Origin of the sequence: Herbaspirillum rhizosphaerae, from assembly GCF_046025915.1 — a bacterium.
GTDB lineage: Bacteria > Pseudomonadota > Gammaproteobacteria > Burkholderiales > Burkholderiaceae_D > Herbaspirillum > Herbaspirillum rhizosphaerae_A.
Window position 1 is genome coordinate 1 of record NZ_JAQQFR010000018.1, and the last position, 27000, is coordinate 27000.

At 57.0% G+C, this 27000-nt stretch carries 25 protein-coding genes and 1 pseudogene; 13 read left to right on the forward strand and 13 right to left on the reverse strand.

The genetic code is table 11. The features are described 5' to 3' along the window. Positions 1-271 precede the first annotated feature (271 nt). Positions 272-828, forward strand: a pseudogene (locus tag PQR63_RS21735) (plasmid pRiA4b ORF-3 family protein). 247 nt (positions 829-1075) lie between these two features. Here PQR63_RS21735 and PQR63_RS21740 read toward each other — a convergent pair. The 9 genes from PQR63_RS21740 to PQR63_RS21780 form a co-directional block, all read right to left on the reverse strand. Beyond that, positions 1076-1624 carry an acyloxyacyl hydrolase gene (locus tag PQR63_RS21740; RefSeq protein ID WP_408170077.1) on the reverse strand — a complete coding sequence of 183 codons (549 nt, stop codon included), beginning with the start codon at positions 1622-1624 and terminating at the stop codon, positions 1076-1078. Between the two features lie 305 nt (positions 1625-1929). Then, complete coding sequence (locus tag PQR63_RS21745; protein WP_408170079.1) at positions 1930-2823, reverse strand: SMP-30/gluconolactonase/LRE family protein; 894 nt, start codon at positions 2821-2823, stop codon at positions 1930-1932. Between the two features lie 288 nt (positions 2824-3111). Beyond that, entirely contained in the window at positions 3112-3882 is a 771-nt protein-coding gene (locus PQR63_RS21750) for an SDR family oxidoreductase (protein WP_408170080.1), read from the reverse strand. Positions 3883-3894: 12 nt separating this feature from the next. After that, positions 3895-5067: a fumarylacetoacetate hydrolase family protein gene (locus PQR63_RS21755; protein WP_408170082.1), complete on the reverse strand. Its 1173-nt coding sequence runs from the start codon at positions 5065-5067 to the stop codon at positions 3895-3897. A 175-nt stretch (positions 5068-5242) separates the two neighbouring features. Then, positions 5243-6778, reverse strand: a complete 1536-nt coding sequence (locus PQR63_RS21760; protein ID WP_094562667.1) for a UxaA family hydrolase — start codon at positions 6776-6778, stop codon at positions 5243-5245. Between the two features lie 130 nt (positions 6779-6908). Next, complete coding sequence (locus PQR63_RS21765) at positions 6909-7715, reverse strand: transporter substrate-binding domain-containing protein (RefSeq protein WP_094562668.1); 807 nt, start codon at positions 7713-7715, stop codon at positions 6909-6911. Between the two features lie 66 nt (positions 7716-7781). Further along, positions 7782-8516, reverse strand: a complete 735-nt coding sequence (locus tag PQR63_RS21770; RefSeq protein ID WP_094562669.1) for an amino acid ABC transporter ATP-binding protein — start codon at positions 8514-8516, stop codon at positions 7782-7784. Further along, a complete protein-coding gene (locus tag PQR63_RS21775) occupies positions 8500-9150 on the reverse strand; it encodes an amino acid ABC transporter permease (RefSeq protein ID WP_094562670.1) in 651 nt (216 codons plus the stop codon). Before PQR63_RS21775 ends, PQR63_RS21770 begins: the two co-directional genes overlap by 17 nt. A 9-nt stretch (positions 9151-9159) precedes the next feature. Continuing rightward, positions 9160-9843 carry an amino acid ABC transporter permease gene (locus tag PQR63_RS21780; RefSeq protein ID WP_408170085.1) on the reverse strand — a complete coding sequence of 228 codons (684 nt, stop codon included), beginning with the start codon at positions 9841-9843 and terminating at the stop codon, positions 9160-9162. On the opposite strand from PQR63_RS21780, the gene PQR63_RS21785 reads away from it, so the two are divergent. Beyond that, positions 9842-10189 (forward strand): hypothetical protein, encoded by a 348-nt coding sequence (locus tag PQR63_RS21785; protein WP_408170087.1) that lies wholly within the window; start codon positions 9842-9844, stop codon positions 10187-10189. The two genes, PQR63_RS21780 and PQR63_RS21785, sit on opposite strands and share 2 nt — an antisense overlap. A gap of 45 nt (positions 10190-10234) precedes the next feature. Here PQR63_RS21785 and araD1 read toward each other — a convergent pair whose 3' ends face one another. Further along, complete coding sequence (gene araD1, locus PQR63_RS21790) at positions 10235-11239, reverse strand: AraD1 family protein (protein ID WP_408170089.1); 1005 nt, start codon at positions 11237-11239, stop codon at positions 10235-10237. Between the two features lie 249 nt (positions 11240-11488). Between araD1 and PQR63_RS21795 the strand changes: the two genes are divergently transcribed. Further along, positions 11489-12508: a LysR family transcriptional regulator gene (locus PQR63_RS21795; protein WP_408170090.1), complete on the forward strand. Its 1020-nt coding sequence runs from the start codon at positions 11489-11491 to the stop codon at positions 12506-12508. Positions 12509-12555: 47 nt separating this feature from the next. Continuing rightward, the gene (locus tag PQR63_RS21800; protein ID WP_408170092.1) at positions 12556-13401 is read left to right on the forward strand and encodes a DUF3047 domain-containing protein; all 846 of its coding nucleotides are present in this window, start codon (positions 12556-12558) and stop codon (positions 13399-13401) included. Between the two features lie 12 nt (positions 13402-13413). On the opposite strand, the gene PQR63_RS21805 is transcribed toward PQR63_RS21800, so the two are convergent. Beyond that, positions 13414-13767, reverse strand: a complete 354-nt coding sequence (locus PQR63_RS21805; RefSeq protein WP_094562675.1) for a DUF1304 domain-containing protein — start codon at positions 13765-13767, stop codon at positions 13414-13416. A gap of 282 nt (positions 13768-14049) precedes the next feature. Here PQR63_RS21805 and PQR63_RS21810 point away from each other — a divergent pair, with 282 nt between their 5' ends. Continuing rightward, positions 14050-14535 (forward strand): hypothetical protein, encoded by a 486-nt coding sequence (locus PQR63_RS21810; protein WP_408170094.1) that lies wholly within the window; start codon positions 14050-14052, stop codon positions 14533-14535. Between the two features lie 110 nt (positions 14536-14645). Here PQR63_RS21810 and PQR63_RS21815 read toward each other — a convergent pair whose 3' ends face one another. Beyond that, positions 14646-15839, reverse strand: a complete 1194-nt coding sequence (locus PQR63_RS21815; protein ID WP_408170095.1) for a M20 aminoacylase family protein — start codon at positions 15837-15839, stop codon at positions 14646-14648. A 289-nt stretch (positions 15840-16128) separates the two neighbouring features. Between PQR63_RS21815 and PQR63_RS21820 the strand changes: the two genes are divergently transcribed. From PQR63_RS21820 to PQR63_RS21840, 5 genes are all read left to right on the forward strand, one after another. Next, a complete protein-coding gene (locus tag PQR63_RS21820) occupies positions 16129-17106 on the forward strand; it encodes an ABC transporter permease (protein ID WP_094562678.1) in 978 nt (325 codons plus the stop codon). Position 17107: 1 nt separating this feature from the next. Beyond that, positions 17108-18019, forward strand: a complete 912-nt coding sequence (locus tag PQR63_RS21825) for an ABC transporter permease (RefSeq protein WP_408170098.1) — start codon at positions 17108-17110, stop codon at positions 18017-18019. Positions 18020-18031: 12 nt separating this feature from the next. Then, positions 18032-19015, forward strand: a complete 984-nt coding sequence (locus PQR63_RS21830) for an ABC transporter ATP-binding protein (protein ID WP_408170099.1) — start codon at positions 18032-18034, stop codon at positions 19013-19015. Continuing rightward, positions 19012-20076 carry an ABC transporter ATP-binding protein gene (locus PQR63_RS21835; RefSeq protein ID WP_408170101.1) on the forward strand — a complete coding sequence of 355 codons (1065 nt, stop codon included), beginning with the start codon at positions 19012-19014 and terminating at the stop codon, positions 20074-20076. Before PQR63_RS21830 ends, PQR63_RS21835 begins: the two co-directional genes overlap by 4 nt. Positions 20077-20205: 129 nt before the next feature. Next, positions 20206-20844, forward strand: coding sequence for a LysE family translocator (locus PQR63_RS21840; protein WP_408170103.1), 639 nt, complete (start codon positions 20206-20208; stop codon positions 20842-20844). Here the strand turns inward: PQR63_RS21840 and PQR63_RS21845 are convergent. Further along, positions 20841-21695, reverse strand: a complete 855-nt coding sequence (locus tag PQR63_RS21845) for an AraC family transcriptional regulator (protein ID WP_408170105.1) — start codon at positions 21693-21695, stop codon at positions 20841-20843. The genes PQR63_RS21840 and PQR63_RS21845 overlap by 4 nt on opposite strands. 84 nt (positions 21696-21779) lie before the next feature. On the opposite strand from PQR63_RS21845, the gene PQR63_RS21850 reads away from it, so the two are divergent. The 3 genes from PQR63_RS21850 to PQR63_RS21860 all read left to right on the forward strand — a co-directional run bounded on the left by PQR63_RS21850 (position 21780) and on the right by PQR63_RS21860 (position 27000). Continuing rightward, positions 21780-23906: a molybdopterin-containing oxidoreductase family protein gene (locus tag PQR63_RS21850; protein ID WP_408170107.1), complete on the forward strand. Its 2127-nt coding sequence runs from the start codon at positions 21780-21782 to the stop codon at positions 23904-23906. Continuing rightward, positions 23888-24970: an aminopeptidase gene (locus tag PQR63_RS21855; protein WP_408170108.1), complete on the forward strand. Its 1083-nt coding sequence runs from the start codon at positions 23888-23890 to the stop codon at positions 24968-24970. The genes PQR63_RS21850 and PQR63_RS21855 overlap by 19 nt, the downstream gene beginning before the upstream one ends. Before the next feature lie 335 nt (positions 24971-25305). Next, positions 25306-27000 (forward strand): long-chain fatty acid--CoA ligase, encoded by a 1695-nt coding sequence (locus PQR63_RS21860; protein ID WP_408170110.1) that lies wholly within the window; start codon positions 25306-25308, stop codon positions 26998-27000.

Sequence of the window (27000 nt, forward strand, 5' to 3'; positions counted from 1 at the left end):
CATTACTCTCCGTTTCACCGACGTCACACCGCTCACATCATCTATACGCGTCATCGGTCTGAGTGCAGACAGATCTGTCTGCTATTTCTCTGCTCCGCTTCAGGTCACCTTCTTCTGTATCAACTCTATCTTCGACATGCAGCAGCTCCAATCGACGACTTCCTGCCTTGGAATGTCACATCAACACTGCCCGTATAAATGCCTCCTATTACTTAAACTTTGAGATCGACTTGCCGGTCAGAGCATCGTCACATTGCTTTATAATTTTGGCATGAGCCTACCCACAAACTACTACAGTTTGCGCCTCGAACTGACGCGCATCGAGCCTTTGATCTGGCGCCGCTTGCTGGTGCCGGCTACGATCACTTTGCCTAAACTGCATCGCGCCATCCAAGGCGCCATGGGCTGGACCAATTCTCACTTGCATCAATTTCATATCGACGACGAACAGTACGGAGAGCCTGACCCATATGACGGTATGACTCTGCTCGATGAAAAAGGCGTCAAGCTATCGTCCCTGCTCACCGAGAACATACGCGAATTCGTCTACGAATATGATTTCGGCGATGACTGGCGGCACCGCGTGGTGGTGGAAAATGTACAAGAGGCAAATCCTGCATGGAATGGTTCGCTTGTGCAGCGGGTCAACGCGCTTGCCCGCCAGAGGATGTCGGTGGAATTCCTGGCTACGATGAATTTGTTCGCGCCATCTCTAATCCCAAACATAAGCAACATATCGATATGTTGCGATGGGTCGGCGGGGCATTTGATCCAGAAGGATTCGATATCAATTCGGCAAATCTGCGCATCCGCCGACTGAAGGGGTAGTTCCTCTTCTTGAATACGTCAAGACGGCCGCGGGGCGACGCTTACGCAGGTTGTAACTTAAATCCCCGCTTTGAATTTCGCCTCCTGCATCACAAAACATCTCTCATCTCAACGTCGCTCAACCGGTCGTACTCAGCTAAACGCATCAATACCTGCCGGTGACCTGCCCGGATCTCAAGACGAAAAAAAAACCGGTCAATGACCGGTTTTTTATTTGTGCTGTCAAAATCGACAGCCTTTCAACCAATCAGAAGCGGTAAGCAGCTTTGAGAACTGCGAAATTCACGCCGCCGTTTGGCTGCTTGATACCGCCGTTCGAGAAATGTTGCAGCTTCAGGCCGACGTCCAGGCCGTTCGCGAACACGTAGCCGGTGCCGAGGTGGTCGCCGAACTGGAATGCTGTCGACAGCTTCTTGGTGTCATTGTTGTACAGCGAGGAGAACAGGTGAACGCCGATGCCGGCTTCGCCGTAGAAACCCTTCTTGTCATCGCGCTGGAAGCGGAAGACAGGTGTAAAACCAATGTCGGTGAAGTTCTTGCTGCTGTCGGTGTTGTTGTAACGCTTTTCATGCCACTCTGCGACTGTCAGATCCCAGTAGCCGCCGATGTGGGTACCGTTGGATTGCCACCAGGCTGTGTTCTTCCAGTCCCATTGCGCACCCAGGCGCAGCATCTGGACTTTGGAGCCGGCGCCGGCTTCGACCGAGACGGAATCAACAGCGTAGCTGGAAGTTTGCAGGCCGATCATGGCGACGGCGGCGACAGTGAGTTTGAGGGCAAATTTTTTCATCGACATGGAATTTTCGCTAAAGTAAATATTGTTGAATATCGAAATAGAGTCTGTTGTGCTGAATAGGATACGATCCACAAACACTTGGATGTATTTTCTCATAACAACTAGAAAAAAAAGCAAGTCTTGGAGCAAGCGTAGCCGTGATTGTCGCTGAAATTGCACAGCTTCGCTGATAGCTGCTCAGAATGCTGTCGTTTCATTGATAAATAGGCAATGCATTCTGCTTGATGAGGACTCATCGCGACAAAAGCAACAACGTCGTGATGTCAGCGAATCTGAAAGTTAGTAATAGCGAAGCTGATCGTCACTCAAGCCTGATAGGCGAATTCTGGCAAGCCGGCTACATCCACGCGCACAGATAGGACACAACCGGATAGTGGGTATTGTGTAAGCTCTGCCTCGCTACGACCGTTCCTGCCGGTCGTGATGTAAAGCGTACGGAGATCTTCACCGCCGAATGCAACCATCGTCGGGCAGCGCGCAGGTACTTTGATTTCCTGCAGAATGTCGCCGTTCGCGGAAAGTCGCAACACACGTCCACCTTCAAACATCGCGCACCAGTACGCATTCTCGCTGTCGACCGCAGCGCCGTCCGGACGTCCGCCATAACCAGGTGCACTCTTGTCCATATCGAACTGTTTGAACAAACGCTTGTTGCTGGTCTTGCCGGTGGCGAGATCGAAATCATAGGCGTCGATACGATGCGCCGGTGTGTTCGAATGAAACATCGTGCGCTTGTCCGTGCTGAATGCAACACCATTGGAGGTCGTCACCGGATGCGCGGCATCGCGCAGCTGACCGCGCTCAAAACAAAACAGACCACCCAATTGCTGATCGCGCGGTTCATAAATTGTCCCGGTCCACAAGCGGCCCATGGCATCGCAGCGACCGTCATTGAAACGCAGCTTGCTCTCGTCATAAGGCGCAGCGTGCAAACGGGTCATCTCACCACTTTCCGTATCCAGCCGGAACAGGCCATCGCGCAAAGCGACGAGCAGACCGCCATCGGCGTGCATGGCGATGCAGCCCGGTTCTTCCTGCATCGGCCAGGAGCGATGGACATTGCTGGCGATGTGCAAACGATGAATGGCCTTGCCGGGAATGTCGATCCAATATAAGGCGCTCTCGCCGATGTGCCATAGCGGGCACTCACCGAGTTGCATGGGAAAATCGAAGGCGACCTGGATTTCAGTTGGAGACATGGGCAGCTATTCCGTGAGAAGAAACAGCATTATGCCCACTGAGCTGGGAATGCTACAACGTCAATAGCGTGAAAAGAGAAAGAAAAAATCTGCACGCAATGCGATCAGTACGCCCAAAGTACAACGGCCTCCGCCGATCTCACTATCGGGGGAGGCCGTAAAAAAATACTCAGTGCCGGCGAAAGATTTGTGGCAAAAGGTGTGTGAGAAACACACCGCACAACCACCCACTCAAACATCGCAACGATGTAGCAAACTACATCGCAGCAAGGTCGTCCGTTAAAACAATCAGTTGGACCAGCCGCCGTCAATCATGTGAATCGCGCCAGTAGTGAAGGCTGACTCTTCGGACGCAAGGAACAACGCCAGCAGCGCGACTTCTTCTGCTTTACCAATACGGCCCATTGGCTGACGCGCCACAAATGCCTGGCGTACTTCCGCTTCGCTCTTGCCGCTTTCCTTGGCTTGGGTGGTGATGCGTTGATTCAGCGAGGGCGACTCGATGGTGCCTGGACAGATGGCATTGCAACGCACGCCCTGGGCGACGAAGTCTGCCGCAACCGATTTGGTGAGGCCGACTACAGCAGCCTTGCTGGCGCCGTAGGCAAAACGATTTGCCACGCCCTTGACGCTCGACGCGGCAGAAGCGATGTTGACGATGGAGCCCGACTTCTTGGCTAGCATGCCCGGCAACACCGCACGGATGGTGTGGAACATTGCCTTGGCGTTGAGATTGAAAGAGAAGTCCCAGGCCTTGTCGTCGCAATCCAGGATATTGCCGGCAGCGACGTAGCCTGCGCAGTTGAACAGCACGTCGACGGTGCCGATGTCCGCCACCAACTGCTTGATTGCGGCATCGTCGGTCACGTCCAGAAGATGAGTCTCTACACCGGTGATGCCGGATAGTTCGTCGAGGTGCGGCTTGCTGATATCGGTAGCGATCACGCGTGCGCCTTCACGTGCAAACAGTTCGACGGAAGCGCGACCGATGCCCTGAGCTGCGGCAGTGATCAATACGGTCTTGCCGGCCAGGCGTCCAGAAGATTGCGATTGCGACATGGGGGATTTCCTTTAAATGAGTTTTCGTTGTGCGAGATTCTTGATCAGCGCCGTCAGTCCAAATGTCCACGGCGAGACCTTGTCGGTAAAGTTGACCTTGTTCACCAGCGCGCCCAGCTTCGGCGTGGCGATCGTCACGATGTCGGCGACCTGATGCGTGAAGCCTTGGCCCGGGCCGAAACGATCCTGGGTCGGTGCAAACATCGTACCGAGAAAGAGCACCAGTCCGTCAGGGTATTGGTGGTTCGGGCCAATCGCGTGTTCCACCAGATTCAGTGGATCGCGGCTGATCATCGACATCGAGCTGCTGCCTTTGAGTGTGAAACCTTCTGTACCGTCTACCCGCATTGTAAGTTCGGCGCGCCGTACATCGTCAATTGAAAAGTTTGCATCGAATAGACGAATGAAAGGCCCGACAGCGCACGAAGCATTGTTGTCCTTGGCTTTGCCCAGCAGCAGAGCGCTGCGGCCTTCGAAATCGCGCAGGTTGACGTCGTTGCCCAGTGTCGCGCCGACAGTCTCGCCACGGCTGTTGACGGCCAGGACGATCTCCGGTTCAGGATTGTTCCAGACCGACTTGGGGTGAATGCCGACTTCATCACCAAGACCGACGGAAGACAGCGGCTGTGCCTTGGTGAAGATCTCTGCATCGGGGCCGATGCCGACTTCCAGGTATTGCGACCAGACGCCTTGTTCCAGCAGTACTTCCTTGAGCTTGGCTGCGCCGTCGGATCCCGGCACCACGCTCGACAGGTTGTCGCCGATGACTGCAGTGATGGCCTTGCGTACGGATTCAGCCTTGCCGGCGTCGCCGCGCGCTTGTTCTTCGATCACGCGCTCCAGCATGCTGGCGACGAATGTGACTCCGCTGGCTTTGACTGCTTGCAGGTCGATCGGCGCCAGCAGCCAGGGGCGGGAAGTATCGCGGGTGGAAGCATCGGCGTTGGCCAGCAGTTCTTCCAGCGAAGCCAGGCGTGGCGCCTTTGCTTGCGCGACCGCTGCGGCAGGATTGTCGAGCTCCAGCAATTGGCTGGATGTCGCAGCGACAGCGCTCAGGTCGTACACGCCGTCGGCTTGCACCTTGACCAGCACCGGTCCGACGTTTGGTTGCCAGATGCGGCCGATTAGCGTTGCTTGTTGATGATCTTCAGGCAGATGCGCCTGAATCGTGAATGCTTGTGCCATGCCTGCTCCAGATGAAGGTCAGTCGAAGAATGAAACGCCGGGAAGAATACGAAACCGCCCGGATGAGATGCTGAGAGATGTTTCCTGAAAAACTTCTTGGAACATGTCGCAACACCCTGAAGGAAAAACTGCCGCCGGCAAATACAGCGCCGGCAGCAGCAAGGAGAAAAGACGATCAGGTATAGACACCGATATGCCAAGGCACGAATTCATCCTGGCCATAGCCATGCAATTCGCTCTTGGTTTTTTTGCCGGAAGCCGTGTCGAGAATCATCTGGAAGAATTTCGCACCGATTTCCTGCGGCGTGGCCATGCCGTCGGCGATCTCGCCGCAGTTGATGTCCATGTCTTCTTCCTGACGCTGCCACAGTGCCGTGTTGGTCGCCAGTTTCAGCGACGGCGACGGTGCGCAGCCATAAGCGGAACCGCGACCGGTCGTGAAGCAGATCATGTTGGCGCCGCCGGCGACTTGTCCGGTTGCAGAGATAGGATCGTAGCCGGGTGTGTCCATGAAGACGAAACCCTTGGCCGTCACCGTCTCTGCGTACTTGTAGACATCCACCAGATTCGACGTGCCGCCCTTGGCGACCGCGCCCAACGATTTTTCCAGAATGGTTGTCAGGCCGCCGGCCTTGTTGCCTGCTGATGGATTGTTGTTCATCTCGGCGCCGTTCTTGGCGCAGTACTCTTCCCACCACGCGATGCGCGCCAGCAGTTTTTCACCGACTTCCGGCGACACCGCGCGACGGGTCAACAAGTGTTCCGCGCCATAGATTTCCGGTGTTTCCGACAAGATCGCGGTGCCGCCGTGCTTGACCAGCATGTCGACTGCAGCGCCTAGCGCCGGGTTGGCGGTGATACCCGAATACCCATCGGAACCACCGCATTGCAGCCCCAGCGTCAGATGGCTGGCCGGCACAGGTTCGCGCTTGATGTCGTTGGCCTTGGGCAGCATCTTCTTGATCTTCTCGATACCCAGCGCAACCGTCTTGGCGGTGCCACCGGTGCTTTGGATCGTGAAAGTGTGGAAGTACTCGTTCTCTTTCAGGTTATGCGCTTCCAGCAGGCCTGAGATCTGATTGGTTTCGCAACCGAGGCCGACGATCAGCACGGCGGCGAAGTTCGGATGCTTGGCATAACCGGCCAGGGTACGGCGCAGCATTGCCAGCGGTTCGCCTTCCGAGTCAACCGCGCAGCCAAGGCCGTGGGTCAGTGCGACGATGCCGTCGACGTTGGGGAAATCCGCCAGCGCCTCAGGATGGATGTCGCGGCGGAAGTAATCCGCGATTGCGCGCGCGGCAGTCGCCGAACAGTTCACTGAAGTCAGCACGCCGATGTAATTGCGCGTGGCGACGCGTCCATCCGGGCGCTTGATGCCCATGAAGGTTGCCGGTGTGTCGACATAATCGACCGGCTTGAAATCGGCGCCAAAGGAGTGTTCGCGCGAAAACTCCGCCATAGCCAGATTGTGCGTGTGCACGTGCTGACCTGGCTCGATGGCTTGGCTGGCGGTACCGATGATTTGTCCATAGCGTTTGATCGGCTGGCCAGCAGCGATGGCGCGTGTTGCCATCTTGTGACCGGCAGGGATCAGCGCCGCAACCCGGAGGCCGTTCTCTTCTTCGAGAATGGTGCCGGTGATCAGTTGGCGGCGCGCAATGACAACATCATCGACAGGATTCAATCGGATGACGGGAGAAATTGGTTTCATGATGATCTCGGTAAATATTGGCAACGAAGTATCGACAACTAAGAGAATGTCATGCAAGCCGGCCGGTGTACCCGGATGCCGAAACACCGGCCATGCTGTGCACGTTGCTGCTCAGGTAATGCGTTGGTGCTTACTTGGTTGCAAATTGCGCCAGGTCAGGCATTGGTGTGCCGACCCATTGTTGATAGATCTGACCCAGACGACCATTTTTGGTGTTGGTGTCGATCCAGGCGTTCAGCCACTTTTGCAGTTCAGGTTCGTTTTGGCGGATGCCGATTGCGTAAGGAATGTCCTTGATCGCAAATTTGGTTTCAAGTCCCTTGGTTGGATTCTGACGAGCGATCGCAGCAGCCAGCGCATTCGGTGTGCACAGACCGTCAACCTGGCCCGAGACCACAGCAGCAGTCACGGTAGCATCATCGTCAAAACGCACGATGGTTGCCCCCTTCGGTGCCAGCGGAGTCAGCAGCGAATCCTGCATGTTGCCGCGCACGACGGCGATGCGCTTGCCGGCCAGGTCAGGCAGGCCCTTGATCGCGGTACCCTTCGGTGCGGCAACGACGAACTGCGAAGCGCCGTACGGATGGGTGAAAGTGATGACCTTGGCGCGTTCAGGCGTGATGCTGAATGTGGCGATCACCATGTCAGCTTTGCCTGTCATCAGGAAGGGTACGCGGTTTGGACCGGTGACTTGCACGATTTCCAGTTCCACACCAAGATCCTTGGCCAGCGCGCGTGCAGTTTCCACGTCCGAACCTTGCGGTTCCAGCTTGGCGTTGGTCATGCCGAACGGTGGCGCACCGAGGTCGACGGCGATCAACACCTTCTTGCGCGCTTTGATATCGGCCAGCGTGTCCGCATGGACGACCTGAGCGAAACACGCCAGACCGAGCATGACGACAGCGGCTTTTTTGGTGAAGTTCAGTAATGATTTCATGTTGTCTCCTGATGTATAGATTTTTACGACTAGGTGATGTTGCCGAAGTTGCCTGTATTACTGTAATTACAAATCGCTGCTGACAAACTTCGCCAGTTCAGCGGTTTTTGGATTGGTGAACAATTCATCCGGAGGTCCGATTTCCCAGACTTTTCCTTGATGCATGAACACCAGAATATCGGCCAGTTTGCGCGCAAATGCCATTTCATGCGTGACCAGCACCATGGTCATGCCTTGCTTGGACAAATCCTCCATGACCTTCAGTACTTCGCCGGTCAGTTCCGGATCGAGCGCTGACGTCACTTCATCGAACAGCATCAGTTCCGGCGCCATCGCCAGCGAGCGGGCAATCGCCACACGCTGTGCCTGGCCGCCGGAGAGTTGCTCCGGGTAAGCATCCTTCTTGTTTTCCAGACCGACCAGCGTCAGGACATTGTGCGCGATTTTTTTTGCTTCTGCTGTCGCCATCTTTTTGATGGTCGTCAGCGCCAGTGTGATGTTGCGTTCAACGGTCACGTGCGGAAACAGGTTGTAGCTCTGGAAGACGATGCCGACCTGTTTGCGCAGCTCGCGCAGATTGAGCTTGTCCGGATGATGGATGTCATGGCCGCAGACGTTGATGTCGCCCGAGTCGATGCGCTCCAGTCCGTTCAGGCAACGCAGCAACGTGCTCTTGCCTGATCCGCTGCGGCCGATGATTGCGACCATCTGGCCCTTCTGCACATCCAGCGAGACGCCATTCAACACCTTGTTCGTGCCGAAGCTCTTGTGCAGATTGTTGATGCTAACGATTGCTGACATTCAATTTCCTTTCAAAGTGCTTGCTCAGCGCCGACAGCGGATAGCAGAGACAAAAATAAATCAGGGCCACGCAGCCGAACACGGTGAACGGCTGGAACGTCGAGTTGTTGATGATCTGGCCGGCGCGCGACAGATCGACGAAACCGATCACCGATGCCAGCGACGTGTTCTTGACGATCTGCACCATGAAACCAACGGTTGGTGGAATCGCGATCTTGAACGCCTGCGGCAGGATCACTTTGTGCAATTGTTCGAAACGGTTGAAGCCCAGGCATTCGGAGGCCTCCCATTGCGTTTTCGGTACCGCTTCGATACAACCGCGCCAGATCTCGCCGAGGAAGGCGGCGCAATACACCGCAAACGAAATCCCGGCAGCGACCAGCGGCGACAGCTTGAAGCCCGCAATCGCCAGACCGAAGTAGGCGACGAACAGGATCACCAGCAGCGGGATGCCCTGGACGATCTGGATATACCAGCTGGCGATGGCGCGCAGCGTCTTGTTGGGGGATACGCGCCAGAGCGCAATCACGAAACCGGCCACGCCGCCAAAGACGAACGCCACCAGCGACAAGACCACGGTCCAGACCGCTGCCTGCAACAGGTATTCGACGTGTAAAAAGGTAAATGAGGTCACGTTGTTTCCTTACAGGTTGGTGCCGAGCTTGCGCTTGCGCACAAACGCTGACTTTGCGATCAGCCAGAAGGCGGCGCGGAACAGGAAGGACAAGGCCAGGTAGGCAACGGCGATCACCACATACACTTCAAAGCTACGGAAGGTTTCCGACTGCACCAGGTTGGCGGTGGCGGTCAGTTCTTCTGCGGAGATCTGCGAGGTGATACTCGAGGCCAGCATCAGCAGGATGAACTGGCTGGTCAGCGAGGGATACACACGTTCCACTGCAGGCAGCAACACCACATGCCAGTAAACATGGAACTTCGACATGCCCAGGCATTCGGCCGCTTCGATCTGGCCGGGATGGATAGAGTTGATGCCGGCGCGCATGATCTCCGCCGTGTAGGCGCCGACGTTGACGGTCAGCGCGATCACGGCGGAGGTTTCTGCCGTCAGTTTCAGACCGATGCTCGCCAGGCCGAAATAGACCAGGAACACCTGCACCAGCAGCGGCGTATTGCGGATGATCTCGACATAGGTCTTGACCAGCGCCTGCAGCAGCCAGCTTTTGCTCTTGAAAGCGATGGCGCAGAGGGTGCCGACGACAAAACCCAATACGATGGAAAGCGCGGATAACTGTATCGTCAGCCAGGCACCTTCGAGCAAACGGGGCCAGTTGACGAACACGCTCATGAAATCAAAGGTGTAATGCATGAAGTCTCCAGAAGTCTTCGGGACAGCAGCTGATTCGTTAAGGCCGGTGCATTGTCAAAACAACGCCGGCTCCCATCCTGCGCTGCCGTGCGCTATCGCTTTGCGGCAGATGGCCGCGGCAGAATGGATGGAATACTGGAAGTGGATATCGCTTGTGCGTGGGTTGTCACCCACTTCGGATGGAAGTGTTTTTGCATTGCTGGGTCTCCTTGCTGAGGCCTGGCACTGGACCGGGAAAGTCCGTTACGCAGGACCGTTCATTATTGTGATGCGCTCTACGGATCGGATGTCCGGTCAGCAGAGCGTATCGGCAATCGCCTCTTGGTGGGCGCTTTTCTGTCGGTGAAAACAAAATTCCTAAACCAAATTCCTAAAACTTGCTACGTGAGAATCAAAGTACTTTGATACCGTCGATGGCAATGCGCGATTGTTCGCGTGCAATGCCGTTGACCAGAGGTTCGCCGAAATCGGGCAGGCTGATTTCAAAGCAATCGCCCAGTTGCGTACGGACACCGTCGGCAAACGACAAGGTCGCGGTGCCGAAGAAGTGCACGTGGATATCGCCCGGACGCAGGAACTGGTTGTACTTGAAGTGGTGATACTCCAGATTCTCGATGGCGTGGCACATGTTGTCCTGGCCGGAGAGGAATTCTTTCTCCCAGATCACGCGGCCATCGCGGCGGATACGGCTCATGCCGACCAGATTGGTGGGCAGATCGCCTACCAGCAGTTCCGGGCCGAAAGAGCAGTAACGCAGCTTCGAATGCGCCAGGTAGAGATAATTCTTGCGCTCGACCACGTGGTCGGAGAATTCATTGCCGATGGCGAAACCGAGGCGATGCGGCTGGCCGTCGTTATCGATGATATACAGGCCGGTCAGTTCCGGCTCTTCGCCGGCATCTTCGGCAAACTCCGGCATCGGGAAGGCTGCGCCCGGATTGACCACGATGTCGCCGTCGCCCTTGTAGAACCATTCCGGCTGCGCGCCGACCTTGCCGCGGCCCGGACGTCCGCCTTCCAGGCCCCACTTGAACATGCGCATCGTATCGGTCATGGCGCTTTCGTCATCGTCCAGCTTTTGATGCATCTTGTCGCGTGTGGACGCGCTGCCCAGATGGGTCAGGCCGGTGCCGGATACCAGGCAGTGCGCCGGATCTTCGTGATCCAACGGCGCCAGGATGCGGTTTTCCTTCAGGATCGCGGCGTAGTCTTCTTGCGAGTCCTGTGAATTGCTATTGAGCAGTTGCGCCTGGCGTTCCAGCGAATTACCTTCTGCAATCGCCAGCAGTGCCAGCTCGCGCATGGTGCTGACTTGCGAAACCACGTTGATGGCTTTGCCATTGACGATGCCGACTTTGCGGCCGCCCTGGCGGTCTTCGAATTGAATCAGTCTCACGGTGTCTCCGTATTTTTTTAGCGAGAAATTTGCAAAATGCATCTGATGCTGTGGCGCAGCAATTGCGACCAATTGCAGGTAACTGCATCCTGGCGCGCCTGCATAAGGAGGAAATCAATCGATTGAGGTCAAACTCAGATTAATTTCGCAAATGTCTCGATGAAATTATTCGCATCCTTATGAGTATTAGGGATGGATGCGTTAGCATTGTGTTTTTGCTGGATCAGAATATAAGAGGCTTCCCCAACGATGTCTAATGACCTTAATTCATCGGGTGATAACCAACTGCTAGGACAGGACGACGCGGACGAGCCGCAACTGGCACAAACACCGCAGGATGCGCCATCCGTGCTGCCCTCGGTCAGTGCCATCGTCAGCCGCCTGCGCTTCAAGCAGGTTGCCTTGTTGACCGCACTCGACGAGCAGGGGTCTTTGCACAAAGCCGCCGAAGTCATGCATATGACCCAGCCGGCCGCGACCAAAGCCTTGCATGAGATGGAATCGGCGCTCGGCGTCACCTTGTTCGACCGCTCGCCCCGCGGTATTGAAGCGACCGAGCTGGGCCGCTGTGTGATCCGTTACGCCCGGTTGATCCAGAGCGACATCAGCAATTTGCGCGATGAGTTGCAGGGCATGCTGACCGGACAGGGCGGCAGGTTGTCGATCGGCACCATCATGGGCGCTGCACCGATGGTCACGCGCGCATTGACGCGCTTGCGCGAAGTGCAGCCGGAAGTTTCGATCGAAATCACCGAAGACACCAGCGCGCGCCAGCTGCTCTTGCTGGATCAAGGTCGCATCGATCTGATGGTGGGGCGTTCATCGGTCAGCTCGCAGCCGCAGTTGTACAACTATGAAATGCTGCGTGGCGAGCCGATGTGCATCGTCACCGGTCTTGATCATCCGTTGGCGACGGCGCAAAAGGTGCGCTTGCAGGAATTGATGAGTTCATCGTGGATTCTGTACTCCAGCAATATGCCCATGCGCATCTGGATCGAGCACGAGTTCAAGCTGGAAGGCCTGAAGGTGCCCGGCAACGTCATCGAGACCGCATCGCCGTTCGTCACTGTCACCTTGCTGGCGCAATCGAACATGGTGGCCGTGATGCCGCTCGACATTGCGCACTTCTTTGCCGCCAAGCAGATGCTATGCATCCTGCCCGTGCATTTGAAGACCCGCATAGAGCACTATGGTATCGTGACCCGCAAAAATGCCACCTTGTCTTCAATCGGCAAGATGTTCATCAATATCCTGCGTCAGCAAAACTGAGCTTCGGCCAGCGTCCGCATCGCATCTTAAATCTTGCAAAGAAGCTCATGAAGTCAGTTGTTCCACCTTCAGTTCGTGCTGTCCCTTCCTCGTTGCGTCTGGCTGTATTGGCAAGTATTGTGGCGCTGCTCGCGGCATGCGCCAACACGCAAAAGATCCACGATCCGGTAGCCAAGCAGATTCGCCTTGATCAGGCATTGGCCCTGTTCTCGACCAATCCCGCCGGCGGGCTGCCCAATGAATGGGAACCACTGGTCCTGATGCGCAAGAAGAAGACCACCGATTACGTGTTGGTCAAGGATGGAGATAAAACAGTGTTGCGCGCCTATGCCGACAAGGCCTCCTCAGGCTTGCGCCATGAGGTCAACATCGACCCGGTCAAGCAGCCTTGGCTGACTTGGAGCTGGAAGACTTCAGCCCTGATCAAAACCGCCGACAATCGCTATCGCGATACCGAAGATTCTCCGGTACGCATTGTGCTGGCCTTCGACGGCGACAAGAACAATTTGTCCTTCATGGACACCATCCTGTTCGACACCGCCAAGCTGGTGTCGGGACACGAGTTTCCCTATGCTACGCTGATGTACATCTGGGAAAACAAGGCACCGAAAGAAACCGTCATCTCCAATACGCGTACCGGCCGCATCCAGATGCTGGTCGCTGAAAGCGGTGCGGCCAACGTCGGTAAATGGGTCAGCTACCAGCGCAACATCGTCGATGATTACGTGAAGGTTTACGGTGAACAACCGGGACGACTGATCGGCGTCGGCGTACTGACCGACACCGACAATACCGAAGAGAAAGTGGAAGCCTGGTACGGCGACATCCGCCTGCTGCGCCAGGCCACCGTGGCAGCACAAACGCAAGCAGAAGTGCAGCCGACGGCGAAGTAATCGCTGATTGACTTAGCGGCTGGCCAGCAGCGCAATCAGCGCCAGCAAGGCCGGCAATGCCTGCACATACAGAATCGAGCGCTTGGCCGTCAGGCCGCCGTAGATCCCCGCAACCAGCACGCAAGCGACGAAGAACAGTTTGACGGCGCCGTCGCCGCTGATTAGCCCCCACGCCAGACCGGCGGCAAGAAAGCCGTTATACAAGCCCTGATTCGCCGCCAGCACCTTGGATGCTTCGGCGGCTTCACGCGACTGTCCGAAGGTTTTCAGGCCAAAAGGCTTGGTCCACAAGAACATTTCCAACACCAGAATCCAGACGTGCAAAACGGCGATCAGTCCTACCAAGAAATCGGCGACCAGTTTCATTGTTTCTCCTTGTTGTCATTGATGTTGTCATTGATGTTGTCGTTGAGCCGCTAAGCAAGAGGGCAAATAAGCGCTGATCATGCCCGAAACAACAGTTTCTGAACAGACATTGCTTTGAGCCGCTCTCCAGAGCTAGAATAGCGCCGGGCCTGACAGGAGGCCCGCTCTCGCGAAAGCTGACGCACCTGTTGATGTCGAAGCGGTACTTCCTTTTTCGGATAAACCCTGACGTACAACCTTAATCATGACCGTTGCGAGAGCGGGCACTATGAAAGGAACGTTATGTGGTCTACCTCCCATCCTCTTTTTAAATCCTCCAGTACTACCTCGGCCATCTCCGGCAATGTTGACGGCGAACCCGGCTGCAACAGTGAATTCCTGCGTCGTCACGCGCGCCGCCTGGTGCGCAATGGCAGAGACGCACAACCCAGCAAAGCCTTGCCGGTATTGCGCAGGATCATCGATACCGGTGTCATGCCGGAGCTGAGCGTCACCGATCTCTATGCGGTGCGCGATACCTTGCAACTCAAACACGTTCTGCACATGCTGGGCCGGGAACTTGGCTTTGCCGGTCGGGAAGCATGCAAGCACGAGATTGACCGTCGCGGAGCCGAGGTACTGGATCGATACCGCTTTGAGCAAGGACAGTTTGGCGACTTCCGGCAGAACTGGTTCAGCGACGAGCAGACTGCGCGTGAATGGCAGCAGCAAAACGGCGGTTACATCGTTGCCTACGGCAAGCAGGCAGTGGCGATTCTTGCTGACTGATCGATAAGACTGATAAAGCGGATTGCTCGTTGCATGGGCAATAAAAAACGGCGACGCTTGATAGCGTCGCCGTTCAATTTTTCCTTGCCCTGTCGTTGTTGCCGCTGTGTTTATTGCGGCTTCAGGAAAGCCTCTGCCAATCGCACCCAATACGTTGCACCAATGGGTAGCAAATCGTCGTTGAAGTCATAGCTTGGATTGTGCAGATTGCACGGGCCCAGGCCGTGGCCGCTGTCGCGATGGCCGCCTTCGCCGTTGCCGATGAAAACGTAGCAACCGGGTTTGTGTTGCAGCATGAAGGCAAAATCTTCCGCGCCCATGGTCGGTTCGACGGTGGCATTGACATTGTCGGCGCCGACGATGCTTTGCATGACCTCGACCGCAAATGCGGTTTCCTTGGCGTGATTGACCAGCGGCGGATAGTTGCGGTTGAAGGTGAAATCGACTTCAGCATCGAAGGCGGCGCAGGTGTGCTCGGCGATTTCCTTCATGCGGCGTTCGATCATGTCCAATACCGCCGTGCTGAAGGTGCGTACCGTGCCGATCAGCATGGCGTTGTCGGGAATCACATTGGTTGCACTGCCGGCGTGGATCTGCGTGATCGATACGACAGCCGAATCGTTGGGATTGGTGTTGCGCGAGACAATGGTTTGCCAGCTTTGTGCGATCTGCACCGCCGTCATGACGGGGTCGATACTCTTGTGCGGTTGCGCGGCGTGCGAGCCCTTGCCTTTGACGTCGACATAAAACTCGTTGCTTGACGCCATCATCGGACCCGGCGTCACGCCGAACGTGCCGGCCTTCATGCCCGGCCAGTTATGCATGCCGAATACGGCATCCATCGGATATTTTTCAAAAAGACCGTCCTGAATCATGCGTTCGGCGCCGCGTCCGCCTTCTTCCGCCGGCTGAAAAATCACATACACGGTGCCGTCGAAATCGCGATGCTGCGACAGATAATGCGCCGCGCCCAGCAGCATGGTGGTGTGGCCGTCATGGCCGCAGGCGTGCATCTTGCCTTCGTGTTTGGACGCATGCGGAAAGGTGTTCAGCTCCGGCATCGGCAGTGCATCCATGTCGGCGCGCAAACCGATGGCGCGCGTGCTGCTGCCGTTCTTGATGATTCCGACCACGCCGGTGACACCGAGGCCGCGCACGACAGGGATGCCCCACTCGGTCAGCTTCTGCGCGACGACGTCGGAGGTGCGCTGTTCTTCATAGCTCAGTTCGGGATGCGCGTGAATGTCGCGGCGGATTTTTTGCAGTTCGGAATGGAATTGGGTGATCGGGTCGATGAGTTTCATGATGCGTACCTTGTGGTCAATCTTGTGGAGCGTTTTCTATATTGTCATTTCGCCATGTACGGTAACTGGTTCGAATTTGACCGAACCAGTTTGGCGTGAACGGGATACCTGAAGCATACCCCGGACGCCGATCATGCGCTGGCGCCGTGCTTATATCGTCCTTATATTACTCTCAGGCCTTAGAGATCTCGATAAATGTAGTTGCTTATCCGGCATGATTTATGCACCATCACAACTTCGTGTGCAGATTGCCACCCAGCCATTTTTTATAGCCTAGCCAAAACAGCCAATGCTCGTCTTCATCATCCGCCGTTGCGTACAGAGCGTTGCCGTGCTGCTCCTGATGTCGCTGCTGGTTTTCGTCAGCGTCTACGCCATCGGCAATCCCATCGATATCCTCATCAGTGCCGACGCCGACCAGATCGAGCGGGCGCGCGTGATCGCTGCTTTTGGTCTCGATCAACCGCTGTGGGTGCAATACTTCTACTTCATCAAAAACGCGTTGGCCGGCGACATGGGACGTTCCTTCGTCTATGCCACGCCGGCGCTCGGCCTGATCCTGGAACGCCTGCCCGCCACGCTGGAGCTGGCGATTTCGGCCATCCTGATTGCCATCGTGATCGGCCTGCCGCTGGGTTTGTGGGCAGGTCTGCGACCCAAGAGCATTGCCAGCAAGACCATCATGACGGTATCCATCTTCGGGTTTTCGCTGCCGACGTTCTGGGTCGGTCTGATGCTGATCATGGTGTTCGCCGTTGAACTCGGTTGGTTGCCGACCAGCGGGCGCGGGCAGACCGGCATGCTGTTCGGGATTCCTATGGGATTTCTGACCTGGGATGGTCTCAAGCATCTGCTGATGCCGGCGCTGAATCTCTCGCTCTTCAACATCGCGCTGATCATCCGTCTCACGCGGGCCGGCACACAAGAGGCGCTGCTGCAGGACTACATCAAGTTTGCACGCGCCAAGGGCTTGCGCAACAGCCGCATCGTCGGTGTACATGTACTGAAAAACATCATGATCCCGATTGTCACCGTGGTCGCGCTGCAGTTCGGCTCCATCATCGCGTTCTCCATCGTTACCGAATCGATCTTTGCCTGGCCCGGCGTCGGCAAGCTGTTGATTGACTCCATCCGCGTGCTTGATCGCCCGGTGATTGTCGCCTTCCTGTCGCTGATCGTGGTGATTTTCATCCTGATCAACCTGTGCGTCGACGTGTTGTACTCAGTGCTGGATCCGCGCGTGCGGCTATCGGAAGCGAAGGGCTGACATGTATTCGAAATTAACCCAAAAAATTGCACAGGCCGACACGCCGTTCACACGTTTCCTGCAAGGCTTCTTCAGCAGCCGCATTGCGACCTTCGGTTTCATTCTGTTGCTGCTGATTTTGTTGGCGGCGATTTTTGCACCGATCATCTCGCCGCAAAATCCCTATGACCTTGAACATCTCGATGTCATGGATTCACGTCTGGAACCGGGAAAAACGTCAATGGAGGGCAACCTGACCTTCCTGCTCGGCGCTGACGATCAGGGCCGCGACATGCTGTCGGCCATCCTCTACGGCCTGCGTATCTCGGTCATGGTCGGCGTCACCAGTACCGTGATCGCACTGGCGATCGGCTTGTCGCTGGGTTTGCTGGCAGGCTACGCCGGCGGCCGCATCGAAGCACTGATCATGCGCGTGGCCGACATCCAGCTGGCATTTCCACCCATCCTTGTCGCGTTGATCCTGCTGGCGCTGACCGGGCGTGGCGTCGACAAGATTATCATCGCGTTGGTGACCGTGCAGTGGGCGTACTACGCACGTACGACGAGAAGTACGGCACTGGTTGAGCGCAAGAAAGAATATATCGAAGCCGCCAGCCTGCTCGGCCTGTCACCGCTGCGCATCATGTTCCGCCATCTGCTGCCTAATTGTCTGCCGCCGTTGATCGTGATTGCGGCCTTGCAGGTGGCGTCGGCGATTTCGCTGGAAGCGACCCTGTCTTTCCTTGGTCTGGGTTTGCCGGTAACGGAACCCTCGCTCGGCTTGTTGATTTCCAACGGTTTCCAATACCTGCTGTCGGGCAAATACTGGATCAGTTTCTTCCCTGGCTTGGCCTTGCTGGCGACGGTGGTGGCGATCAATCTTGTTGCCGATCAACTGCGCGATGTGCTCAATCCACGTTTGCAAGGACAGTAGGGAGACAATGCGATGACGGCCACACTACAAGTAGAAAACCTGCAGACGCATTTCTTCTCGCGCGGCGGCGTTGCGCGCGCGGTTGACGACGTCTCGTTCTCGGTCGCGCCGGGGCAGGTGATGGGCCTGGTCGGCGAGTCCGGTTCGGGCAAGTCGATGACCGGCTATTCCATCATGGGACTGATTGACGAGCCGGGAAAAGTAGTCGGCGGCCGCATCCTGCTCAACGGCGAAGATCTGCGCACCATACCGGCAAACCGGATGCGCGAAATCCGCGGCAACCGCATTGCGATGATTTTTCAGGATCCGATGATGACCCTGAATCCGGTGCTGCGTATCGATACGCAAATGGTTGAAGCCGTGCTGGCGCATCAGGACGTCAGTAAGGATGCCGCATTGGCATTGGCGCGCGATGCGCTGGTGCGTGTCGGTATCGCGGCACCTGATGAGCGCCTGCATGCTTATCCGCATCAATTTTCCGGTGGCATGCGCCAGCGCGTGGCGATTGCGATTGCCTTGCTCAACAAGCCGGATCTGATCATCTGCGACGAGCCCACCACCGCGCTCGACGTCACCATCCAGGGACAAATCCTGTTCGAGATGCAGAAGCTGTGCCGCGAGTCCGGCACGGCCCTTATCTGGATTACGCACGATTTGTCCGTTGTTGCCGGACTGGCCGATACCGTCAGTGTCATGTACGCCGGGCGCATCGTAGAAAGCGGCGCGGTTTCGCAAGTGCTGACACAACCTCGCCATCCCTACACCTACGGCCTGATCGCTTCGGCGCCATCACGCAATCCGCGCGGCCAGCCGTTGCGTCAGATCCCCGGCAGCACGCCGTCGTTGTTGAACCTGCCGTCCGGCTGCGCCTTCCGTGACCGCTGCACGCATGCCACTGTGGAATGCTCGCAGACGCCGGAGACGCGCATGGTCGACAATCGCGCCTTGCGTTGTTTCCACCCGATGGCGGATGCACCGCTGGAGGTGACGTCATGACATTGAATGTATTGAAAGAGCCGAGCGTGCAGACCGACGCGAATACACAAGCCTCGCAACCTTTGCTGGAACTGCAGCATGTCGCCAAACGTTTCGTCAAACCGCTAGATAGTGCCGCGAAAACCGCCAATCTGTTCACCCAGCCATTCGGCCGCGTCTTGAAGGAAGAAGTCGTGCACGCCGTTGATGATGTCAGCCTTCACATCAACGCCGGTGAAGTCGTCGGTCTGGTCGGTGAGTCAGGTTGTGGAAAATCGACACTGGGGCGCATGGTCGTGGGATTGCATAGCCTCACGGAAGGAAAGAGGCTGTGGCAGGGCGAGGATCTCGACAAGCTGTCGCCGCACCAAAAACGCGAGCGGCAACTGGCGATCCAGATGATCTTCCAGGATCCGTATGCTTCATTGAATCCGCGGTTGCGTGTGGTCGACATCGTCGGTGAAGCGCCGGTCGTGCACGGCATCATCAGCAAGGGCCAGCAGCAGGAATACGTGGCGGAGTTGTTGCAACGTGTGGGCCTGAACGGGGACATGTTGCGCCGTTTCCCGCATCAGTTTTCCGGTGGTCAACGAGCCCGTGTAGGTATCGCACGTGCATTGGCGGTGAAGCCGAAATTCCTGGTCTGCGATGAAGCCGTGGCAGCGCTCGATGTGTCGATCCAGGCGCAGGTGTTGAATCTGTTCATCAAGCTGCGCGATGAGCTGGATCTCACCTATCTGTTCATCAGTCATGACCTGGGTGTGGTGCGGCATATTTCTGACCGCGTGTTGATCATGTATCTGGGCCGCATCGTGGAATCGGCCCCGACTGACGCCGTCTTTGCGCGCGCCAACCATCCTTACACGCAAGCCTTGCTGGCGTCGGCGCCGAAGCTGGAAGTGGGCAAGGCGACCTACTTTGCGGTCAAGGGTGAAATCCCGTCGCCGCTCAATCCACCTTCGGGTTGCCATTTTCATCCGCGCTGTCCGCATGCAATGCCACGGTGTTCGGTAGAGAAACCACTGCTCAGGGAAATCGCGCCGGGACACATGTCCGCATGCCATCTCAACGACGGGCAATGACAAGCAATAACAAGGCCTCGGACTGAAGAGGCTTTCGGCCTTTTTTTCATCACGCAATTTTGTTCAATACGCGCAACGCGAGCACGTCTAGCATCGCCAGTTCGATTCAATATTGTTGGATGGCGAAACATGGTCTTGCAAGAATTCCTCATGCTGGCGGTGGCGCACTGGCTGGCGCTGGTCAGCCCCGGCCCCGACTTTCTTCTGCTCTTGCGCAACGCCCTGCGTCATGGTCGGCGCAACGGCATCGGCACCAGTCTTGGCATTGCCTGCGCCAACGGCGTGTATATCGTAATGGCGTTGGCCGGCTTCAGCGTGCTGCAACACAGTCCGGCTTTGCTGCTGGCGATGAAACTGCTGGCCGGCGGCTACCTGGCCTATATCGGCTGGGCCTTCATCCGCGTCAGCCGCAGCCCGCAGCCGCTGGCGTGGCAGCATGCCGGGGGCGAGGGGAAAGAGCGTTATGGCTTCTTCAAAGGCTTCGCGGCGGGATTCTTGTCTGGGGGACTGAATCCGAAAAACGGTTTGTTCTATCTGGGTTTGTTCACGCTGATGGTCGGCGCCGCAACCGGTATGGAGATCAAAATATTGTACGGTGCGTGGATGTTTGCAGCGGTCTTTATCTGGGATGCGGCGCTGGTGCTGGCAGTGTCCAATGAGCGCATCGCTGCACGCATTGCGCGCTATTTTTCGCGTGCTGAATGGCTGGCTGGCGTGGTGTTGCTGGTGGCTGCGCTGGGCATCGTGGCCGCAACGCTTTTCGCTTAGCCGCCTAGCTGATATTGCGCCGGCGTCGCGGCCACGCGCGCCTTGAACGCGCGGTGGAAATGGCTTTGGTCGGCAAAGCCGGTACGGTAAGCGACATCGGCCAAGGATGCGCCGCGCCGCAGAAAGTCCCGCGCCAGGTTGATGCGCATATCCAGTTGCAGGGCATGTGGCGTCATGCCGTAGCGGCGGCGAAACTGGCGTATCAACTGATAGCGGCCGGTGCCGGCGAGTTGCGCGAGCGTGTCGAGTCCGATCTTGTCGCAGCAATGATGTTGAAGATGGTCATGTGCCGGTTGCAGGTCGGCATTTCCTCGTGCTGCATCGGAATGGGTATCGCTCGTTACCTCCGATGACGAGGTGCAAAACGCAGCAAACAATTCGCACAGTACATCGATCAATACCGTTTCTTTTTGCAAGGCATCTTCGCCGTCGCGCATGGCGTCGCTGACGTTGTCCATCAGAACCCGGGCGCGCGGCGAACGCAGCACCCGCGAGACCAGCGCCATCTGCGGCGACAGACCCGCTTCGTCCAGCAAGGCGCACAGCCATGCATGATCGAGATGAAACATGCGGTAGCTCCAGCTTGCCCGTTCTGCCGGGTTGCAGGAATGCACTTCGTTGGCGGCGATCAGCACCACATCGCCCGGCCGGATGGGTGTTTCCCGATCCGGTAGCGAGAACATGCTGGTCCCGGCGTCAACGATGCCAATGGAAAACGTCGGATGCGTGTGCGGCGTATAGCAGCTGACGCTACCGACGGCGCGCCTGCCTTCAAAGAATGGCAAAGCCGGGTCGCGCCAGAATTCGACGGCAGGAGTGTTGTCCGAAGCAAGGTTGTCGTGAGCCTGCATGATGAAAGCTTCTGAAAGGGATGCTGCATTTTAAGATAAAGTAAGCGTCTTGCTGCTCCATTCGCCTTCAGTTTCCACATTGTCATGAATTTCGTACCCAACCCAGCTTCTCCAGACTCTGATCCCCTTATCGTCCGCGGCGCCTGTCCGCACGACTGCCCTGATACCTGTGCCTTGCTCGTCACCGTCAAGGATGGCGTTGCGACCGAAGTCCGTGGCGACCCGGCCCATCCGACCACGGCAGGCGTACTGTGCACGAAAGTATCGCGTTACACCGAGCGCACTTATCACAAGGAACGCCTGCTGCATCCGATGAAGCGTGTCGGCAAGAAGGGCGAGGGCAAGTTTGAGCGCATCAGCTGGGACGAAGCATTGGACACCATCGCCGCACGACTGAAAGACATCGCTGCGCGCAATCCGCAAGCCATCCTTCCATACAGCTATGCCGGCACCATGGGCCTGGTGCAGGGGGAATCGATGTCGATGCGGTTCTTCAACAAGATCGGCGCTTCGCTGCTTGATCGCACGATTTGCGCGTCGGCCGGTGGCGTGGGCTACAAATACACCATCGGTACGCGCATCGGCGCCGATACCGAACACGTGCAAGACGCCAAGCTGATCATCATCTGGGGCGGCAACCCGATTGCCTCCAATTTGCATTTCTGGACGCGCGTGCAAGAAGCAAAACGACGCGGCGCCAAACTCATCGCCATCGATCCGTATCGCTCGCTCAGCGCGGACAAATGTCATCAGCACATTGCGCTGCTACCGGGCACCGATGCCGCGCTTGCTTTGGGCGTGATGCATGTGCTGATCAACGAGGGCCTGCTCGACACCGATTACATCGCGCAATATACGCTGGGCTTTGATCAATTGAAGCAGCGCGTGCAGGAATGGCCACCGCAACGTGTGGCAGAAGTCTGCGGCATCAGCGCCGACGAAGTCATTCAGCTGGCACGCGAATACGGCGGTGCAGCGCAACGTGGCGAGATCACCATGATTCGCGCCAACTACGGTTTGCAGCGCGTGCACGGCGGCGGCATGGCAGTGCGCAATCTGGCTTGCCTGCCGGCGCTGGTCGGCGCATGGCGGCATGCCGGCGGCGGTTTGCAATTGTCGACGTCGGATTCGTTTCCAAAGAACAGTGCATTCCTTCAGCGTCCCGATTTTTTGCATCAGCATGGCGTCGCTACACGGACGATCAACATGAGTACCATCGGCGACGATCTGCTGCGCGAGAGTTCTGCGGACTTCGGCCCGCGCGTGGAAGTCATGATCGTCTACAACTCCAACCCGGTCGCAGTCGCCCCCGAGTCGGGCAAGGTCGTGCAAGGCTTTGCGCGCGAGGACTTGTTCACGGTGGTACTGGAGCATTTTCAGACGGATACCGCCGACTACGCGGACATCCTCTTGCCGGCGACAACGCAACTGGAACACGTCGACGTTCACGCCACGTACGGCCACGTCTACATGATGGCGAACAACGCTGCCATCGCACCCTTGGGCGAGTCGAAACCGAATACGGAAATCTTCCGTCTGCTGGCAGCGCGCATGGGTTTCGACGACGACTGCTTCAAGGACAGCGATAATGCGATTGCGGAACAGGCGTTTGATCGCAGCAACGAGCGTGCCGCCGATTACGACTGGACGCGTCTTAAGGAAAAGGGCTGGCAGCGTTTGAACATGCCGGCAGCGCCGTTCGCCAACGGTGGCTTCGGCACGCCTTCGGGCAAGTGCGAGTTCTATTCGGCGCGAATGCTGGCCGATGGTTTTGATCCTTTGCCGACGTACATCGCACCGCATGAATCGGTCGCCAGCAATGCGGCGCTGGCCGCAAAATATCCGCTGGCGATGATCTCTCCACCGGCGCGCAATTTTCTCAACTCGTCTTTCGTCAACGTACAGAGTCTGCGCGATACCGAAGGCGAGCCGCATCTGGATATGCATCCCGATGACGCTGCCGCGCGCGGCATTGCAAATGGTGAAACCGTACGCATTTTCAACGATCGCGGCAGCATGCTGGCCAAGGTGCGCGTGACGCCGAAAGCACGTCCCGGCCTGGTGGTCGGATTGTCGATCTGGTGGAAGAAATTTTCCGCCGACGGCAAGAACGCCAACGAAGTGACCAGCCAGCGTCTGACCGACATGGGTAATGCACCGACGTTCTACGACGTCCTGGTGCAGGTGGAAGCATGCGCAGGAAGCGCTTAGTAAAAATTGTTTTGATGGCCGGCGCAGCAGCAGCGTGTCTGCTGGCGGCCGGTTGTTCGTCGCTCGGGTATTACGCACAGGCGGCGCACGGGCAGTTCTCGCTGCTGGCGCAGGCCAAGCCGATCGATGACTGGCTGGCCGATCCGGCGACCTCCGAACGTTTGCGCGCGAAGTTGCAGACCGTGCGCGAGATCCGCCGCTTCGCGGTGCAGCAACTATCCCTGCCGGACAATGGCAGCTACAAGAACTATGCACAACTGCAGCGTCCCTTTGTTGTATGGAACGTGGTGGCGGCGCCGGCCTTGTCCTTGAAGGCGAAGCAGTGGTGCTTCCCGATTGCCGGTTGCGTCGACTATCGCGGCTACTACAGCCGGCAGGACGCCCAGGATTACGCCGATGATCTGGTCAAGCAAGGCTATGACGTACAGGTGTTGGGCGTACCCGCGTATTCGACGCTGGGTTGGTTCAACGATCCGGTGATGTCGACTTTCATCAATTATCCCGATGGCGAACTGGCGCGTTTGATTTTTCATGAGCTTGGCCATCAGGTGGTCTACGTCAAAGGCGACTCGCAATTCAACGAATCCTATGCCACGACGGTGGAGGAACTTGGCCTTGATCGCTGGCTGCAGGCGCAGCACGACGACAAGCTGGCGCAGGCCTACCGCGTCTTTGCCGCACGCAAGGAAGACTTTCTGGAACTCCTGCTGAAATACCGGTCTCAATTGGATGCCAACTATGAGAGCGATGCAGACGACGCCGACAAGCTGCAGCGCAAGGCGGCGATCTTCGATGCCCTGCGCGCCGAGTATCAGCAACTCAAAGTGCGTTGGGGCGGATTCAGCGGCTATGACCGTTGGTTCGCCATGCCGTTGTCAAACGCACATCTGGCGCTGGTAGGTACTTATCACGACCGCGTACCGGCGTTTCGCACCTTATTCCGCCAGAGCCGCGATTTCGCCGATTTCTTCGAACGTGTGAAGGCCTTGGCCAAGCTGGACAAGCCGCAGCGCGACGAGCAGCTGGATCGTTTGCAGGCAACATCCGCGACAGCGGCAAAATAAATGTCGCCGGTGCTAAAGTGGTGAGGGCGGTGAAGTACGGTAGGGCGAGGACGTGAAAATGTTGTTGCTGCATTGACTATTTTTGAAAATTGCCCGGTATCGCCAGAAAAAGTTGCCAGTTTGGAAAAGATGGAGCAAGGTATCAGCCGGTAGGTTCGGCTGGTCGGCAAAACAAGAAAATTTTCTTAAATTTTCTCAAAATACTTGCCCTTAATGAGATTGGTGGATAGCATCTGCAATAAATAAAAACACAACCGTGCTTTTTTTGCGGCGTGCATCCAAGTCCTGAGAATACAGCCAGGCTGCCGCTCTGAATCGGAGACAAAAGGAACAATATGGATAAATTCTGGCTTGCATCGTACCCCGCAGGCGTCCCAGCCGACATCGACCCAGGCCGCTACCGCTCGCTGGTTCAGTTGATCGACGAGGCCTTTGTTAAATACGCAGACCGCAATGCCTATGCATGCATGGGCAAGTACCTGACCTATGGCGAGCTGGACAAGATGTCCAACACACTGACCGCATGGTTGCAAAGTACCGGCCTGAAAAAGGGCGCTCGCGTAGCGATCATGATGCCCAACGTGCTGCAATATCCGGTCGCCATTGCCGCCATCCTGCGCGCCGGTTACACGGTGGTTAACGTCAATCCGCTCTACACCCCGCGCGAACTCGAACATCAGTTGAAAGACTCCGGCGCCGAAGCTATCTTCGTGCTGGAAAACTTCGCCTGCACGCTGGCCAAGGTAATCGCCAATACCGACGTCAAACACGTCGTCGTCGCCAGCATGGGCGAGCTGCTGGGCGGTCTCAAGGGCGCGATCGTGAATCTGGTGGTGCGCCACGTCAAGAAGCTGGTGCCGCCTTTCTCGTTGCCGCAGTCGATTACTTTCAAGAAGGCGCTCGCGCTGGGCGAAGGCAAAACACCTGCGCCGATTGATGTTGGTCACGACGACATCGCTTTCCTGCAATACACCGGCGGTACTACCGGCGTCGCCAAGGGCGCGGTGCTGACGCATCGCAACCTGGTGGCCAATGTGCTGCAGGCGGAAGAGTGGCTGATGCCGGCGCTCAAGCAAGGCGCCAAACTCGATCAACTGGTCTTCATCTGTGCGTTGCCGCTGTATCACATCTTCGCACTGACGGTCTGCAACATGCTCGGCACCCGCGAAGGCGCGCTCAACGTGCTTATCCCCAATCCGCGCGATATTCCAGGCTTCATCAAAGAGTTGGGCAAGTACAAGGTCAACACTTTCCCGGCGGTCAATACGCTGTACAACGCGCTACTGAATCATCCTGATTTCACCAAGCTGGATTTTTCCGGCTATCGTTGCTGCGTGGGCGGCGGCATGGCGGTGCAGAAGTCGGTGGCTGACAAGTGGAAGAAGGTCACCGGTTGCGCCATCATCGAAGGCTACGGCCTGTCGGAGACTTCGCCGATTGCCAGCGCCAATCCTTGCACCATCGAAGAATACACGGGCACCATCGGCCTGCCGCTGCCGTCGACCGACATCGCGATTCTCGATGACGACGGCAAGCCTGTGGCCCTCGGCCAGCCCGGAGAAATCGCGATTCGCGGACCGCAAGTAATGGCCGGCTACTGGAATCGTCCCGACGAAACCGAGAAGGTCATGACGCCGGACGGCTTCTTCAAATCCGGCGATATCGGCATCATGGACGAACGCGGTTACACCCGCATCGTTGACCGCAAGAAGGACATGATTCTGGTGTCCGGATTCAACGTCTATCCGAATGAAATCGAAGGCGTGGTGGCTGCGCATCCGGGCGTACTGGAATGCGCCTGCGTCGGCGTGCCGGATGAGCATACCGGCGAAGCGGTCAAGTTGTTCGTGGTCCGCAAGGACAAGTCGCTGAATGCTGAGCAACTGATGGCTTACTGCAAGGAGCAGTTCACCGGCTACAAGAAACCGAAGTACATTGAGTTTCGGGATGAGCTGCCAAAGACCAACGTTGGCAAGATTCTCCGTCGCGAATTGCGCGATGAGAAAAAAGAAGAGAAGAAGGCTGCCTGA